This is a genomic window from Desulfitobacterium sp. (assembly GCF_982384815.1).
This window is the reverse complement of sequence record NZ_CEVWNY010000068.1, coordinates 1-16,174: the sequence shown is the minus strand read 5'-3', so window position 1 is coordinate 16,174 and position 16,174 is coordinate 1. Positions and strand designations below refer to the sequence as shown.

Genomic DNA, 16,174 nt, shown 5'->3' with positions numbered 1-16,174 from the left:
GTGGTGTAATTCTCGGTAATGATTGTTTCCGAATGTTTGGTACTATATTGATAAATATGGTCCATAGCCTCATCCACACCTTTAACTACCTTAGCACTGATGACGAGATCCAGGTACTCAGTTCCCCAATCCTCCTCAGTTGCTTCCTTAGCATAAGGTAGAATGGCACAGGTCTTTTCACAACCGCGAATTTCTACACCGTAGTCTTGGAATTCCTTTCCCAGCAGGGATAAAAATTCAGTGGCGATAGACTCATCCACAAGAACAGTCTCTAAGGCATTGCACACACCAGGTTTTTGGGTCTTGGCATTAAAAACAATGCGTACCCCTTTTTCCAGATTGGCTTCACGATCGACAAAAGCATGACAGACTCCTGTGCCGGTCTCGATGACTGGTACGGTAGATTCTTTGACCACCGTTTGAATCAGGCCCGCCCCGCCACGCGGAATAATCACATCTAGATAAGAGTTCATTTTGAGTAATTGCTGAACCCATTCACGATCAGTATTTTCCAGAAGTTGAATACTGCCACTTGGCATGCCTTGGCTTTCAGCAGCTTCCGAGATCACCCTACTTAAGACCTTATTGCTTTCAATGGCTTCAGAACCTCCCCGTAAAATAACCGCATTCCCGGATTTCAGGCATAAAGCTGCCGCATCCACCGTTACATTGGGACGAGCCTCGTAGATCATCGCCACAACTCCTAAGGGGACACGAGTCCTCAGAATGCGCAGACCATTGGGGCGAGTCCAAAACTCCCCTTCTCCTACGGGATCCCCTAAGTTCACCACTTCTTTTAAGGAATCACTCATTTGCCGAATTCCATCGGAGCTGAGGGTTAAACGGTTAACTAAAGACTTCTTGGTTCCTTTTTGAATTGCCCTTTCTACATCCTTTTGATTAGCCTCTAAAATCTCTTGTTCATGCCTCAGCAAAGCCTCTGCCATAGCCAGTAAAGCCTTATTCTTGGCGGCAGTGCCGGCATAGGCCAATTTACGAGCGGCATCCTTAGCTTTTTGACCAATGGCGATAAGTTCAGGTGCAAAATCCATTCTAAACTCTCCTTCCTATACAACCCTACCTGGAAAAGATCCTTCGCTAGTGCTCAGGATGACACTGGGCTATGTCATACTGAACGCAGTGAAGTATCTTGACCCAATACAACTATATAAACCTCCATGAATAACATGACCTATCCCCTTGATTCACCTGTGCTTCAACTTAGGTTAACTCATAGCAGTATTCTAACATTAAAGTCATATTGTCCCTATGAATGACCTCTTCTCCTTCCAGGTTAGGAATTATAGCCAGCATCTCTTCCGAGTGCTTACCACGCACTTTTTCTAATTCTTCACTACTTAGTTCGACTAAGCCCCGAGCCACTTCTATACCCTCCGGGCTGTTTATGCGTACCAGCTCTTTTCGCTCCCAGACGCCATCGATGCCGGTAATTCCCGAAGCCAAGAGGCTTTTTCCCTTAAGTAAAGCATTCACTGCCCCTTGGTCGATAAAAATGCTGCCCTCGGATAATCCTCCATAGGCGATCCAGCGCTTCTTGCCCATGATTCGATGAGCAGCAGGTACAAAATAAGTACCCAAGGGCCGTTCTCCTTGAATTAACCTGGTAATGTCCATCATGCGCTTTGAGTGAAGGAGGAACATACCAATACCAAAACGGGTGGCGATTTCCGCTGCTTTTAACTTTGTAACCATTCCCCCTGTACCCATGGAACTTCCCGCTCCCCCGGCTATGCCCATCACTTGGGCCAGATCAGCCACTTCCTCGATAAGCTCGGCCTTAGGGTCCAGTTTTGGATTAGCAGAGTAAAGCCCATCTACATCAGTAAGAATCACTAATAGATCCCCGTGAACCAAACCTGCCACTAAGGCGGAAAGGCGGTCATTATCCCCAAAACAAAGCTCTTCAACCGCAACCGTATCATTTTCATTAATAATCGGGACCACGTGATACCGAAGCAACTGTTCCAGAGTGTTTTGTGCATTGCGATAACGGGAAGCCTCTGCCAAGTCAATACGCGAAAGTAAAACTTGAGCACAGACTAATCCGTGAGCTTCTAAAGCAAGAGCATATTTCTCAATCAGGACCCCTTGCCCAATCGCAGCTACGGCCTGCTTACCAGCTACGTTCTTAGGTCTAGCCTTTAAGCCTAGTTTTCCGACACCGGCCGCTACTGCTCCGGAGCTGACAAGAACACATTCCACCCCAAGCTTGCGAATTTCAGCAATCACCGCTGCTATTCGATCAATTGCTTGGTCATCAAGGCCTCCTTGAGGATGATTTAAGCTGCTGCTCCCTATTTTTATGATAACTCTGCGCAGATCACTCACTCCAGATACTCCCTTTCCAGCTCTTCCGCTCGGGTTTTGCAAGCTTTGGCTGCCCGGGCTACCAGCTCCTCTAAGCCATTTTCCCAGAACACATTTAAGGCTTCTTGGGTGGTTCCTTTGGGAGAAGTAACCGCCACCCGCAGTTCGCTGGGGGATTTCCCACTCGCAGCCACCATTTTCGCTGCCCCAACAAGGGTTTCTCTAGCTAAATCCTCCGCAACCTCGGGACTAAAGCCCATCTCCACCCCTGCTTTGATCATAGCCTCAGTAAAGAGGTAAAAATAAGCCGGGCCGCTTCCACTCATGGCAATCAGTGGATTCATCTGCTCTTCACTGATCCAGATATACTTACCAACCGCGCCAAAAATCCCTTCCGCATCCCTTTGGTATTTTTCGCTAACCCTTTGCCCTTTCACTAAGCCGGTCATGGAATGCATAACTGCGCTGGAAGTATTGGGCATAGCCCTTATGATTGGATTATGAGGCAAATGTTTTTCCAGTAAGGCCAAGGGAATTCCTGCCGCCACGCTGATAAAGAGCTGGTCTTCTTTAATATCTCTACTGACCTGAGCCAGCACTTCCGAGACATCCTTGGGCTTCACCGCTAATAGAATAATCTCCGAATCTTTGACCACTTCGGCAAAAGAGACTGGAATAGCTCCATAGGTTTCCTTCATCTTTTCCAGTTTCTCCTGATCAGAGCGATTGGTCACTCGGATCTCATATTTACCTATTGTTGCTAGGCCTTTAATAATGGCTTCAGCCATGTTTCCCGCACCGATAAAGCCGATTTTTTTCATAAGAATCTACCTCTCTATTTCCCTAATTCTAAAGATCCTTCAATCATTCTTCCTTCAGGATGACACCGTGCTGCTCCTAGTCCACGTCATACTGCGTTCCCTGTCATATTGAGCATTGCGAAGTATCTTAACCTAATACGAGCATGAAAGACTATATGCAAAAAAGGCCCTTTCATTCCTTTGACAAGGACGAAAGAAGCCTTCCGCGGTACCACCTAGTTTGCAATACGCCACCTTAAACCCGATAACGGCGGGAACCGTTTGATTCATCATCAAAACCTCACGATTGGGTTTCGGTATACTCGTGTTTAGGAAGTTCCACCATCCCTTCCCTCTCTAGTAAAACAAGTAAACCTACTGGATCGGTCTACGGCATTGGGTCAATTAAGTTTTGTTATATTTTAGCATAATAACCTGCTATATGCTAGAGAGACCCTAAAAAAATTATGGAAACCAAACATTAAATGCTTCTAGTCTTATTTGAGTAAAGAGAGCAATTATGTAATTTACGGAAGCAAATGTTATACTTAGAAGTCAGTGCATTTTTATTTATTATCCTGGAAAAGATCGTCTATAAAAATTGACTCATGAGAGAGTACTAGAGTATGCTATCCATAGTATTTTCTGATTTTCCGGAGGATGTCAACATGTCATTTCCCTATACGATTCACGAACAAACCTTACGCACTCTGGCCCAGAGTAAAAGGGCCTATGATATGGGGGTTGCCTATGCACTTGATGCTAGAGTAGTTAAATTATCACTTGATTCAGAAAGGAATCTGCTAACAGCCGCCGTCATTGGTACTTGGCTTTATGATGTTGAGATAAAATTTCATCAAAGCGGCACCATCACCGCCTATACTTGCTCGTGCCCCGCTTTTCATGAATACCCTGGTGCCTGTAAGCATGTAATTGCTACGCTTAAAGCTATGCAACGAAAATCGACGGAATTCCAATCGAAAAATACCGCTACTAAAGAATCTGTACCAGACTTTATGGCATTATTTTCAAAACCTGAACCAAAAATGTTTCGCGAGAACTTAAATTTTGAAATTGAGCTGCAAATCACGGGTAAACGCCAGATCAATAGCCAATTACAACTCAAAGTAGGGCTTAAGCGGCCTTATGTTGTGAAGGATTTGCAAGAGTTTTTATCTGTTATTCAAAATAGTCGCTCCTTTTATTTCGGCAAGCAATTCACCTATGATCCCACCCTGCATACCTTTAGCGAGGAGGACCAAAAGATAATCGATATGCTTCAGGACATGGTGCGTCAATACGAAGCTTTCGACGAGCTTAGGGCCTTTTCTTATGCTTCCCCCTTTAGCCAAAAGCCCTTCATACTGAGTCATTACTATCTGGGCAAGCTCCTCGATGCCTTAGGGAAAAAAGTTTTTTCTTTAACCTTAACTTCAGCCAAAGAAATAGCCGCTCCTACTTCCTACCCGACTCAGGTGATCCGACAAGATATCCCCTTGGATTTCGCCATCAATTCAAAAGAGCAAGACTTAGCCTTGGCTTTAAAAAGCAAGCTTCCTCTGCAGCTTACAAAAGATGGCCGCTACTATCTCTATGACCAAGAAGTCTACCAAGTTTCTTGTGAGCAGCAATCTATCCTTCCGAACCTCATCAAGACCTTATCGGGAAAAGCCCGTCAGACCCTTACTTTTCCGGCGAATCAAAAAGATATGTTTGCCTCGGAAGCCATCCCCCTCATTGAAAAACTCGGTTCAGTTTCCATTGACCCCAAACTGGCAAAAAACTTTGTGCGGGAAGAATTGCAGGCTAAGATCTACTTCGACAGGCTGGGTGAAAGCGGTATCCGAGCTCGTCTAGAGTTCCACTACGGGAGCCATATGATCAATCCTTTTTCAGCACAAGGAAACGTAAGCAGGACAGATGAAGCCGATGCGCAAATCCTCATTCGCGATGTTGAAAAAGAAAGAAAAATCCTCTCGATCTTTGAACAAGCTGATTTTATCGTCTCCCAAGGCACCATTAGTCTGGAAGACGATGATAAAATCTTTGACTTTACCGTGAACTGGCTTCCCCAGTTACAAGAATATGCCGAAACCTTTTACTCCGATGATTTTAAACTTAAAATTCGCACCTCCACCAGTTTTTCCGGTCGAGTGCGTTTGGATGAATCCTTAGACCTACTGGAAGTGTCCTTTGAATATGGTGATATTGACGGAGATGAGCTGGCACAGGTCTTTCAATCCTTAAAACTAAGAAGGAAATACTACAGACTCCGGGACGGGTCCTTTCTTGATCTCATGCAGCCCGAGCTGGAATCCATGGCCACTTTGCTTGATCACTTAAATCTCAAGGGAGAGGATTTGCATAACCAAACTCTCCAACTGCCCAAATTCAGAGCCATGTATATCGATAGTTTTCTCCGTCAGGCCGATCTCCCTGGTATCCAACGGAATAAAGCCTTCAAGCAATTAGTCCAGAGTATTCTCGAACCCCAAGATGGAGAGTTTGAGCCACCGGCATCACTTAAGGATGTACTGCGGGATTATCAGAAGATGGGGTTTCGCTGGCTCAAGACCTTGGCTTCCTATGGTCTCGGGGGGATTCTTGCCGATGACATGGGCTTAGGTAAAACTCTGCAGGTTCTTGCCTTTATTTTATCGGAAAAGACATTCGCCACCGCGGCCACCACTGCATTGCCTACCGCCCCTACACACGTCCCCTCAATCACCGCTCCTGCTCTTGTCATTGCTCCCACTTCCCTGACCTATAACTGGCAAGCAGAGGGGGAAAAATTTGCACCTGATTTAAACATCTTGGTCATTGATGGTACACCACAGGAACGCCAAGAGCAATTAAAGGTCATCGACCAAGCGGATCTGGTTGTAACCTCTTATGCCTTGTTAAGACGGGATATTGAGTATTTGTCAGATTTTAATTTTTCCTATTGCTTCCTGGATGAGGCCCAAAATATTAAAAATCCCCAGACTCTTAATGCCAAATCAGTCCAACGGATTAAAGCCAAGAGCTATTTTGCTCTCACCGGTACGCCCATTGAGAATTCCCTTTCCGAGCTTTGGTCTTTATTCAACTTTATTATGCCTGGCTATTTGCTAACTCACCAAGAATTCCAGAAAAAATACACTACTCCCGTCCTCAAAGGCGATGATCCCCAGGCTCTTACTGAATTAAGTCGACACATTAAACCGTTTATCCTGCGCAGGCTAAAAAAGGATGTTCTGAAAGAACTTCCTCCCAAGATCGAAACCGAGATTAAAGCTACTTTAACTGATGAACAACGAAAAATCTATCTTGCCTACCTGCAGCAGACCAAAAGTCAGATAGCTCAGGATCTTGCCACTCAAGGTTTTGCCAAAAGTCAGATCAAGATTCTAGCTGCTTTAACCAGACTACGGCAGATTTGTTCCCACCCTGCCATGTTTATCGATAATTATACCGGCGAAAGCGGCAAAATGCTGCTATTCCAAGAACTTCTGGCAGACACCTTGGCCGGTGGCCATCGGGTTCTGGTCTTCTCTCAATTCACTACAATGCTGGATATTATTAGGGACTATTTACTCTCCGAGAACATTGAACACTTTTACCTGAGTGGTTCCACCCCAGCTTTTGAACGCTCCCAAATGGCCGCTTCCTTTAATAACGGTGAAGGCCAAGTGTTTCTCATCTCCTTAAAAGCCGGTGGTACAGGTTTAAACTTAATCGGTGCTGATACTGTGATCCATTTCGACCCTTGGTGGAATCCGGCGGTTGAGGATCAGGCCACAGACCGGGCCTATCGCATCGGCCAGAAAAATTCGGTCCAAGTGATCAAGCTTCTCACCCAGGGGACCATCGAAGAGAAAGTAAACGCACTCCAAGCCAAAAAGAAAAAACTCATCGATTCCGTCATCCAACCCGGTGAAACTATGCTATCTAAACTAACCGAAGAGGAATTGAGAGAGCTTTTTGAGTTAACGTAGGGACCGCCAAGGCGGCGGTCCCTAGAACCTCAACATATTCAGTTTACATTTCCCCTAAATGCCAGCGATTCATAGCTCGTGTAATGCTGCTGCAACCCATCAACAAAGGCGTAAGCTCCATTTAAAATCTGATCTTCTGTTCTTACATATGGGATATGCAATGGACTTAAAAGATGAACGTAGCTAAAGAGGGCATCGGTAACGTAAATATCACTGTCGGTCTTGACCGTATAACGGTAGAGTACATAGCCGCCTTGGCTTTCCGAGCCAAAGGGATAACTGAGAGCACCCGCTATTTGCACGGAATAGTCTTGGCCAAACCAAGTGTTATGTGATATTTTGTCACACATAAGTCGTGGAAAAGCAGCCAGATATTCGATGCCTTTTTTTCTATAGAACAAACCACTGCTGGTAATCTCCTTATCATCCGCCTTTGTTTCTCCGGAAATTAGGATGCCGTCCTGCCAGACCGGGTTCCCCCCCAGCCAAGTGAAATATTGCATGACATATACCACATTTTCCGGCATTTCAATAAATATCGTAGCATTCTCGATATTTCTTTTACCCGGCTCATAAGTATGGGTAATATAGGTGGTATAGCCCTCAGAGTTATCCCGGTGTTCAACTCTCTTGGGGTCAAACATCAGCTGCTTATTAAACACTTCAACATTTATAGCATCGCTTAACATTGCTACGTCTTCATCACTTAGATATTGCAAAGCTTCAGCCGGAAACTCCAGGTCCAGTAAATTTTGCCTTTCTTCAGTAATTTTCGGGAGATGATATTCTTGCGGCTCAAGTTCCAGATGATTGTAAATAACATTGCAGGTAATGATGGTTGTTAGTGCAATCAGAAAATACGTCCATCCGAATGTTCGATTACTGATTTTGACCGGTGCATTTGTCAGAACATATCCTGTATCATCCAACAGGTCACCTATGCTGAACAAGGATCGGACAATAAGGATATAGCATATAACCATAGGGATAAAAACCAACCAACTCCTAGACAGCGAAGATAGCGCAATAAAAAATGCTGCCACTGCCCACAAAGCTGCCCAGAGTAGTGGGGTTTCTTTGATAGGTTTAGCTAATTTTTTATAAACCTCATTCAAAGCTCCTTGGAAAATCAGAAACATAGTTACTTGGAAAACAAGCATCACCGTGCCCGCGGCAAGCTCCGGATAGTCCATAGAATTTAAGGGCGTAGAAATCAAAACGAGATCCGCCAGTTGTAAAAGCAGCTTAAATACAGAAAATATCCATAGTACCTTAAAATATTTGTTTACATTTCTCAGACTGCGAAAGCCGAGAAAAATCAGTATAACGCCAATTGTAGGCAAAATATATTGCAGATATAAAAAGTTCAAATGCAGAGTTGTGAGGATAAGACCCCAGGTGACAAAGCCAATGGGTTTGCTCCATGGGTTTGTCCTGCGGATTTCCTCTTCTGGAGGGATTATTTCACTGAGGTGGTCAATCATCTGTTGGTCGAAATCAAAAACTTTTTCCCTCATCTGAACTCACCTCCCAATTTCTTTTGCAGCTTTTTGCGCAAACGGTATAATTTTCCCTCAACAGAGCGCTCTGTCATTCCTAGCTCGGCAGCAATTTGAGCAGTCTTTTGCAGATAGTAATATTTACGGTAAAAAATATGCTGTTCTTCAGGCGAAAGCGAAGATATTACACGTTTTAACTCCTCCGCCCGTTCTTGGCGGAGGACAACTTCTTCCAATGAGGATGTATCAGCAGTATCCTCTTTCAATTCCTCGTAGGTCCTATGCTTGTGTTTTAGATAATTAAGGGCCGTATTACGCGATATGACTGTGAGCCATGTGGAAAACTTACCTTTCTCCGGAGAGTAGCTCCCAATTGAATTCCAGACTTTTATGTAGATATCGCTGATACATTCCTCTGTATCATCCTTGTGTTGCACAATATTTCCGACAATATAATGAATCAGTCCTGCGTATTGCTGTTGCAAAAACCTTAGGCCTTCGCTCTTTTGAGATGTGATTAGCTCTATAATCCTCTCATCCACGGGCTCACCTCCTCCCTTATCTAATCTATTATACAAGTGAACTCCTAAAATCCCACGGAATATTTAAGTTCTGTTATCCGATGCCATCCTTTTGGTACCACCTGCAACACTTCACGGCGTTCAGCATGACATAGTGCGGGATTTTTCCTGAGCATAAACGAAGGATCTTTTCTAGAGTAAGTAGATTTTGTAGTATTCATTATGCAATATATACTTTACAATATGTATATCATAGTGTATGATATGTAATGTAAGGAGGGATGCAGTTGAGGAACCTAAAAATGAAAGCTGCCCGGGCAAGCCTGGATATGTCCCAGGAACAATTGGCCGAGGCAGTGGGAGTAACCAGACAGACCATTGGGATGATTGAAACGGGTAAATTTAATCCGTCTTTACAGTTATGTATCGCAATTTGCAAAACCCTAGGAAAAACTTTAAACGATCTTTTTTGGGAGGATGACCGGAATGTTAAAGATGCATGATGAAAGAATAGAGCAAGCAAAACATCAGATTCGCAGTGAAATTGCTTTAATTATTTTATTTGGTGCCGCCATATCTTTTCTTATTAAGACCCTTGCCTTTCATATGGGGCTCAAGGAATATCTCACAGAATATCTGATCTTAATCTTCTTTCCCCTTTATCAATTTATCAGAATGCAGATGCTGAAGATCAGCGTTCCTACCGTGAACACTGCCAAACAAGCGGTTAAGGGATTACTAACTGCCCTTGCCATTCCTTTAGTTGCCTCAGTGATTTATATCGGCGGAACGCTGAGTAAGAATAATTCCTCCGCAGCTAACTTAGGAGGTTCGATAACCTACCCAATCTTATTTTCCCTCTTCTTTATCATGATTTTTTTGCTTGCCAATAGGTATAATCATAAGAAAGCCCATCAATATGAAATGGAGTTCGATGATGATAACACCAAATAGAGATAGCACTGATACTGATTTGGTTAAAGTGAAAATAAATTCGGCCGGGTATGCGAAAGACAGTATCGTCATTAGGGACATCGATTTATCCGTTCGCTCCGGCGAATTAATGGGTTTAATTGGTCCAAACGGAGCCGGAAAAAGTACCGTGCTTAAGGGGATAATGGGACTCCTGCCCAAAATAAACGGCAGTGTCGAGTTTCGAGAAGCCCAGAAAAACTACGCCTATATTCCGGAGCAGCCTATTCTTTATGAAGAACTGACCTTATGGGAGCATTTAGAATTTGCCGCCGCTGTCAATGGAATCAGCCCCAGGGAACTAGAGATACGCTCCGAAGAATTACTTAGATTATTCCGACTTAAGCAGGTTAAACACAACCTGCCTGTTTCCTTTTCCAAAGGCATGCAACAAAAGGTTATGCTTATCATGGCCTTTCTGCTTAGACCTTCCCTTTTGATCATTGATGAACCATTTATCGGCCTCGACCCTCTAGGTGTAAGGGATTTACTCGCACTGATTCAGAAAGCCAGAGATGAAGGCAGTGGGGTTTTAATGTCCACCCATTCCCTAGATACTGCGGAAAAAATATGTACCTCCTTCGTGCTCTTAAACGAGGGGACAATCCTTACCCAAGGGAATATTGAAGAAATTAGAAAGCGGAGTGTTTTACCTCACGGATCACTTTTTGATTGCTTTATCAATCTTGTGGAGAAAAAATCATGAAAACAGCGCGAAGTCTATTCCTACACCGCCTCATTACTAACTGGAAATTTCAATATTCCGTGTGGAAGACCGTAGTGGATTGGGTAGTGGCGCTTTATATTGTCATTCCTTTTTCGGCTCTTTTCCTGCATACCTATTTTGAGTGGTGGAAGGAAATTCCCCCGGTATTTTCCCTGATTCCTTTGGAATTGATAATATTTGTTGTCTTGGGCTTTGTTTGGTCGGGGACATTGCGAATTTTTGTGGAAGATGCTGATCAGATCTTTCTTTTTCAAAGTAAAACCTGGATCAAAGCACTAACCGGCTATAGTATCGCCTACCATACTTGCTTGAGCTTACTACTATCCGCATTTTTCTGCTTTGTACTAGCTCCCCTCCTAATCTTGGGCTATGGTTTTTCGATACACACTTTTCTTTATTTCTTTGCCTTAACCTTTCTTTTAAAAGCGACTTTGGGTATCCTCAATCAATATCTGAAAATCCGTTTTCGGAGCTGGGAATATCTTTTAGCTCTCAGTGCTCGTATTATAGCATCAGGGATTTATCTGTATTTCGCAGTCTACTCTTTAATAAATCTAGAAAAGCTCTTCTATTTTGCAATTTTTGGGCTCGCTGCAATTTTTGTTATCCTAATAATGCGCCGGTTATCCCTCAAGGGAACATTGCTTAAGGATATTTCCCTGGGACAAGCTGCGAAAATGAAGTTTGCCAACGTCCTATTAAGATACGCAGGCACTTATACCAAAAAACCAACCATCTTAAGAACTCGCACTTGGTTATTCAGAAACTCGGAAGTGATTTTTCGGAAGCGAACCCCGGAAAATGTTCTTATCGAATTATGCCTTAAAGCCAATTTACGCCATCGCCCTAACATAACGTTTTACTTTCAAGTAGTTGGCATGTACGCCTTATGCCTTTCGGTTTTCCCGCTAATTTGGAAATGGGTCTTATTAGGAGTGTCCATATTGCTCCTTACTTCTATCGGAAAATTGTACTGGTTGGAATGGATCAATTCCCCCTTTGTCTCAATTTTTCCAATGAACCCAGCAATAAAACGCAAGTCGGCAAGCCGTACACTATTTTTATTTGCTTGCCCTGGATGGATCATCTTAGCTCTCTTCGCGGCCTTGCAGACCCAACAATGGCTATATTTTTCCTTATCACTGCCTCTCGGCTTCCTGCTAGGTAAATTGACCGCTAAGAAGATGGCGGGATACCATTGACTATAAACGCTAAAATTTGCTACTTTAATATAAGTTGCATTTTAGGAGGAAAATTAGATGAATAGAAACGACGTAGCAAGTATTCGTAAGGAGTTTAAATTAGACAATACCAAACTGAAACTCGGCGATGTTATTAGCATTTATGTCAAAGGGGATTTAAAACAAATCATCGGCACCGAAAAAGAGTATTTTGAGAGAATGGATTCGGAGAAGCAAGAACTTTATATCAAGAATTTTAAAAAGCTACTTACGGGCCCCCTAGATTCCAAAGTTTTTGGGTTGGAATTCTCGGATAATAAGTTGGGGCAAAATCCTACCCAAAAATCATTTATAGAGACACTTAAATCAAGTGATTTTATAGATCAAGTTGAAGAAATCGCTCTTCAAATCATTGAAAACTGTAATTACCAAGGCGATTATATGGTGTCTTTTATTCGGGGTGAAGTCTATAAACCCATGAAAAAGGAAACACGAGAAGATGAATCTGGACTAGATGATGTCGTATTCTCCTTTGAATTTTTCATGGGCAGTGTTAATCCCGTAACCATCCCCAAAACCGCCCTCAAATTCGACTTTGAAGGTAAAGCTTTTAAAGCTGATATCCCCATGGATGTCACGATTAACTTAACTTCACCCCTAGACGGGTTTATGTTCCCCTCATGGAGTGATAATTCGGCTGATGTGAATAAAGTAGTTTATTATTCCAATAAAGCCAATGACCCGAACGTAGAATTCTTTACTAAGGTCCTGGGATGCGAGTTACCTACAACGGCTCAAACAGAAAGAGCCCAATTTCTCGAAATCGTTCAAGAAATAGCAGGAAAAGAAATCGAGCCGGAGAAGATCGCCAGGATCTATGAGAGTGTGAATACTATTCTCGAGAGAAATGAAGAAGAAGAAAACCCAGAAGTCCCTAGTGTGGGGTTAAAAGATATGGAAAAGATCCTGCAAGCCAGCGGGGTTGAAAATACTCAAGGGCTTGAAACCGCTTTCATGAAAGTTACTGGGACCGAAAAATATGAGTTTAAGGCATCCAACATCATCCCCAACTTCACAGGGAAATCAATAAAAATCGAAAATAATACCGTGAGCATTTCTGTTAGTCCCCAAGATCTGAAAAACATTAAACAGGTCAAGAAGGATGGTCGGCGGTACTTGCTTATCGAAATTGAAGAAACAGCAAACCTTGAAGGGTTCGAATTAAGCACTGAGACGTTTTAATATTGCAATAAAAACCTCCGCGGCCCAAAAGGCTACGAAGGTTTTTTCATTTTTTTACTCCCCGTTATTGTTTTGTTTTTCCGATTGCTTAGCATTCTTTTTGGTTTTCTTACTTTTATCACTCATTCTAAATCCCTCACTTGTTTCTGCATCTACAGAGTGGTCTGATCTTGGCTCAACCATTACGTACCCTTCGACATTATAATGTGTTTTTTGGGGATCACCTATACTTATTTTCCCGAATTACATTAATTTGCCTTTTTAAAAAGCCAAAGGAAAAAGCTTCAGGCGAAGTCTTTACTCTACCTGAAGCTGACTTGATTTATTCCATGGACTTCCAGAATGCAAATAAGATGCTTGTTTGCAGCTTAGAGTGCAGCCAGTACTGCATCTCCCATCTCGACAGTTCCTACAACTTTATCACCAGGTCGAGCTAGGTCCCCGGTCCGATACCCTTGTTCAAGGACTTTTTCGACTGCGGCTTCGATTCGTGCTGCTTCTTCCTCCATATCAAAGGTATAGCGAAGCATTAAGGCTGCTGAAAGAATGGTGGCTAAAGGATTAGCTAAGTTCTTACCGGCGATGTCAGGGGCGGAGCCATGGGCCGGTTCATACATACCTTTTTGCCCACTGAGGCTTGCGGAAGACAGCATACCGATGGAGCCGCCCAGCATGGAAGCTAGGTCGGTAAGAATGTCACCGAACATATTCTCAGTAACAATGACATCGAATTGTTTGGGGCTGCGAACCAATTGCATGGCTGCATTATCTACATACATGTGAGTTAATTCTACTTCGGGGTAGTCTTTGGCCAACTCATTGGCAATCTCCCTCCAAAGGCGGGAAGTTTCCAAAACATTGGCCTTATCCACGGAGCAGAGCTTTTTGTTGCGAATCTTTGCCGTCTCGAAGCCTTGAATTAGGATGCGGCGAATCTCTTCCTCCGAATAAGTCATCATATCATAAGCCGAACGAGGATTATCGGAGCGACCCTTTTCGCCGAAGTACACTCCCCCTGTTAACTCCCGAATGACCACCATATCCACTCCATCCAAGACTTCTTCCTTTAAAGTGGAAGTAGACAGCAGGCTGGGAATCATCCGCACAGGGCGGATGTTGGCATAAAAGTTAAGTCCTTTGCGTAGCCCCAGGAGTGCCGCGGTTTCCGGGCGTTCAGAGGCTGGCAAGTGATCCCACTTGGGGCCACCCACAGCTCCCAGTAGCACTGCATCGGCTTCTTGGCATCCTTTCAGAGTCTCATCAGGCAAGGCTTTGCCCACCAATTCAATGGCGGCTCCACCGACAGGGTACTCCTTGAATTCAAAGTCAGCCGCTTTACCCGCTAAGACGGCTTTTAATACTCGTACGGCTTGGGGAATGATCTCCTGACCAATCCCATCACCTGGTAATACAGCAATTTTAGGCATTTTCACTTCTTCCCTTCACATATGGAATGAGTCCACCGGCTTTGATTAAGTCTTGCATGAAGGGTGGGAAGGGACGCGCTTGAAATTCTGTGTTCTTGGTGTGATTAACTATCTTACCTGTTTCCAAATCCACAGAGATTTCATCCCCGGCTTCGATCCCTTGAACGGCTTCAGGACATTCCAGAATAGGCATGCCGATATTTAAGGCATTCCGATAAAAAATCCGCGCATAGGAATCCGCAATAACTGCCTTTACTCCTGCCGCCTTAATAGCTACAGGGGCGTGTTCACGGGAAGAGCCGCAGCCAAAGTTTTTGCCGCCGATAATCACATCACCGGGCTGTACTTCCTTAGCAAAATTGACATCCGCATCTTCCATGCAATGGGCGGCCAGATGCTCCGGGCTGAATTGATTCATATATCGTGCCGGGATGATGGCATCCGTATCGATATCATCGCCGAATTTCCAAGCCTTAGCCATTATAGCACCTCCTCTGGGTGTGAGATTTCGCCGGTAACTGCTGAAGCTGCCGCCACAGCCGGTCCGGACAGGTAGACCTCACTTTCCGGATGTCCCATCCGGCCGACAAAGTTCCGATTTGTGGTGGAGAGTGCCTTTTCTCCTTTGGCCAGAATACCCATATAGCCGCCGAGGCAAGGTCCACAGGTTGGAGTACTGACTACAGCTCCCGCATCAAGGAAGATATCCAGAAGCCCTTCTTTCAGGGCTTGTTTATAAATATCTGGGGTGCCGGGAATAACGATTAAGCGCACATCCGAATGGACCTTTTTTCCCTTCATGATTTGGGCTGCTACCCGGATATCCTCTAAGCGGCCATTGGTACAGGAACCAATAACCACTTGGTCAAGCTTAATCCCTTTACCTTCGCTAACAGGCTTAGCATTTTCCGGCAGATGGGGAAAAGCTACTTGAAGAGGGATATCCGCTACATTCCATTCGTAGACTTCCACATACTCTGCATCAGGGTCACTGTTATAAACTTTAAAGGGTCTTTTTGCCCGTTCATTAACATAGGCTAAAGTCTTTTCATCAGGAGCAATGATGCCATTTTTGGCTCCGGCTTCCACTGCCATATTACACATAGTGAAACGACTGTCTATGGATAAGGCACCGATACCCTCGCCGGTAAATTCCATAGCCCGATAACGTGCCCCATCGACACCGATTTTGCCGATGGTGTAAAGAATTAAGTCCTTACCACTAACCCAAGGTTGGAAATTCGTTCCTTTGAAAACGAATTTAATGGACTCCGGTACTCTAAACCAAGCCTCACCGGTAGCCATTCCTGCCGCCAGGTCCGTACTTCCGACGCCGGTGGCAAAGGCCCCTAAAGCACCATAAGTACAGGTGTGCGAATCTGCCCCGATAATCACATCACCGGGCAATGTAACCCCTTGTTCAGGAAGTAGGCAGTGTTCTACCCCTACTCTTCCTTGCTCCCAGTAATGAACAATTCCTTGTTTTCTGGCAAATTCGCG

General features: G+C 44.1%; 14 protein-coding genes and 1 other annotated feature. Of the genes, 6 read left to right on the top strand and 8 right to left on the bottom strand.

The window, feature by feature from the left end; all coding sequences use genetic code 11:
* The 3 genes from AC1U9U_RS10820 to proC all read right to left on the bottom strand — a co-directional run.
* A partial coding sequence (locus AC1U9U_RS10820; RefSeq protein WP_479960576.1) for a glutamate-5-semialdehyde dehydrogenase occupies positions 1-1,052 on the bottom strand: 1,052 nt, incomplete at its 3' end.
* 169 nt (positions 1,053-1,221) lie between these two features.
* Positions 1,222-2,349 carry a glutamate 5-kinase gene (gene proB, locus AC1U9U_RS10815; protein ID WP_479960575.1) on the bottom strand — a complete coding sequence of 376 codons (1,128 nt, stop codon included), beginning with the start codon at positions 2,347-2,349 and terminating at the stop codon, positions 1,222-1,224.
* Positions 2,346-3,149, bottom strand: coding sequence for a pyrroline-5-carboxylate reductase (gene proC, locus AC1U9U_RS10810; protein ID WP_479960574.1), 804 nt, complete (start codon positions 3,147-3,149; stop codon positions 2,346-2,348). Before proC ends, proB begins: the two co-directional genes overlap by 4 nt.
* 182 nt (positions 3,150-3,331) lie before the next feature.
* Positions 3,332-3,528 (bottom strand) — a binding site (T-box leader).
* A gap of 268 nt (positions 3,529-3,796) precedes the next feature.
* Between proC and AC1U9U_RS10805 the strand changes: the two genes are divergently transcribed.
* A complete protein-coding gene (locus tag AC1U9U_RS10805; protein WP_479960573.1) occupies positions 3,797-7,105 on the top strand; it encodes a DEAD/DEAH box helicase in 3,309 nt (1,102 codons plus the stop codon).
* Between the two features lie 38 nt (positions 7,106-7,143).
* On the opposite strand, the gene AC1U9U_RS10800 is transcribed toward AC1U9U_RS10805, so the two are convergent.
* Both AC1U9U_RS10800 and AC1U9U_RS10795 read right to left on the bottom strand, forming a co-directional pair.
* Positions 7,144-8,622: a hypothetical protein gene (locus AC1U9U_RS10800; RefSeq protein WP_479960572.1), complete on the bottom strand. Its 1,479-nt coding sequence runs from the start codon at positions 8,620-8,622 to the stop codon at positions 7,144-7,146.
* A complete protein-coding gene (locus tag AC1U9U_RS10795) occupies positions 8,619-9,146 on the bottom strand; it encodes an RNA polymerase sigma factor (RefSeq protein ID WP_479960571.1) in 528 nt (175 codons plus the stop codon). The genes AC1U9U_RS10800 and AC1U9U_RS10795 overlap by 4 nt, the downstream gene beginning before the upstream one ends.
* A gap of 266 nt (positions 9,147-9,412) precedes the next feature.
* On the opposite strand from AC1U9U_RS10795, the gene AC1U9U_RS10790 reads away from it, so the two are divergent.
* Genes AC1U9U_RS10790 through AC1U9U_RS10770 form a run of 5 tightly spaced genes read left to right on the top strand, consistent with a single transcriptional unit; the run spans position 9,413 to position 13,247 of the window.
* Positions 9,413-9,628 (top strand): helix-turn-helix transcriptional regulator, encoded by a 216-nt coding sequence (locus AC1U9U_RS10790; protein WP_479960570.1) that lies wholly within the window; start codon positions 9,413-9,415, stop codon positions 9,626-9,628.
* Positions 9,612-10,079 (top strand): DUF6773 family protein, encoded by a 468-nt coding sequence (locus AC1U9U_RS10785; protein WP_479960569.1) that lies wholly within the window; start codon positions 9,612-9,614, stop codon positions 10,077-10,079. Before AC1U9U_RS10790 ends, AC1U9U_RS10785 begins: the two co-directional genes overlap by 17 nt.
* Complete coding sequence (locus AC1U9U_RS10780) at positions 10,063-10,803, top strand: ABC transporter ATP-binding protein (RefSeq protein ID WP_479960568.1); 741 nt, start codon at positions 10,063-10,065, stop codon at positions 10,801-10,803. Before AC1U9U_RS10785 ends, AC1U9U_RS10780 begins: the two co-directional genes overlap by 17 nt.
* Complete coding sequence (locus tag AC1U9U_RS10775; protein WP_479960567.1) at positions 10,800-12,026, top strand: ABC transporter permease; 1,227 nt, start codon at positions 10,800-10,802, stop codon at positions 12,024-12,026. Before AC1U9U_RS10780 ends, AC1U9U_RS10775 begins: the two co-directional genes overlap by 4 nt.
* A gap of 57 nt (positions 12,027-12,083) precedes the next feature.
* On the top strand, positions 12,084-13,247 hold the full coding sequence (locus AC1U9U_RS10770; RefSeq protein ID WP_479960566.1) for a DUF4317 domain-containing protein: 1,164 nt from the start codon (positions 12,084-12,086) through the stop codon (positions 13,245-13,247).
* 368 nt (positions 13,248-13,615) lie between these two features.
* Here the strand turns inward: AC1U9U_RS10770 and leuB are convergent, their stop codons facing one another.
* The 3 genes from leuB to AC1U9U_RS10755 all read right to left on the bottom strand — a co-directional run.
* Complete coding sequence (gene leuB, locus AC1U9U_RS10765; RefSeq protein WP_479960565.1) at positions 13,616-14,674, bottom strand: 3-isopropylmalate dehydrogenase; 1,059 nt, start codon at positions 14,672-14,674, stop codon at positions 13,616-13,618.
* The gene (locus AC1U9U_RS10760) at positions 14,667-15,155 is read right to left on the bottom strand and encodes a 3-isopropylmalate dehydratase small subunit (protein ID WP_479960564.1); all 489 of its coding nucleotides are present in this window, start codon (positions 15,153-15,155) and stop codon (positions 14,667-14,669) included. The genes leuB and AC1U9U_RS10760 overlap by 8 nt, the downstream gene beginning before the upstream one ends.
* The coding region (locus AC1U9U_RS10755) for a 3-isopropylmalate dehydratase large subunit (RefSeq protein ID WP_479960563.1) at positions 15,155-16,174 on the bottom strand (1,020 nt) is incomplete at its 5' end. The genes AC1U9U_RS10755 and AC1U9U_RS10760, both read right to left, overlap by 1 nt.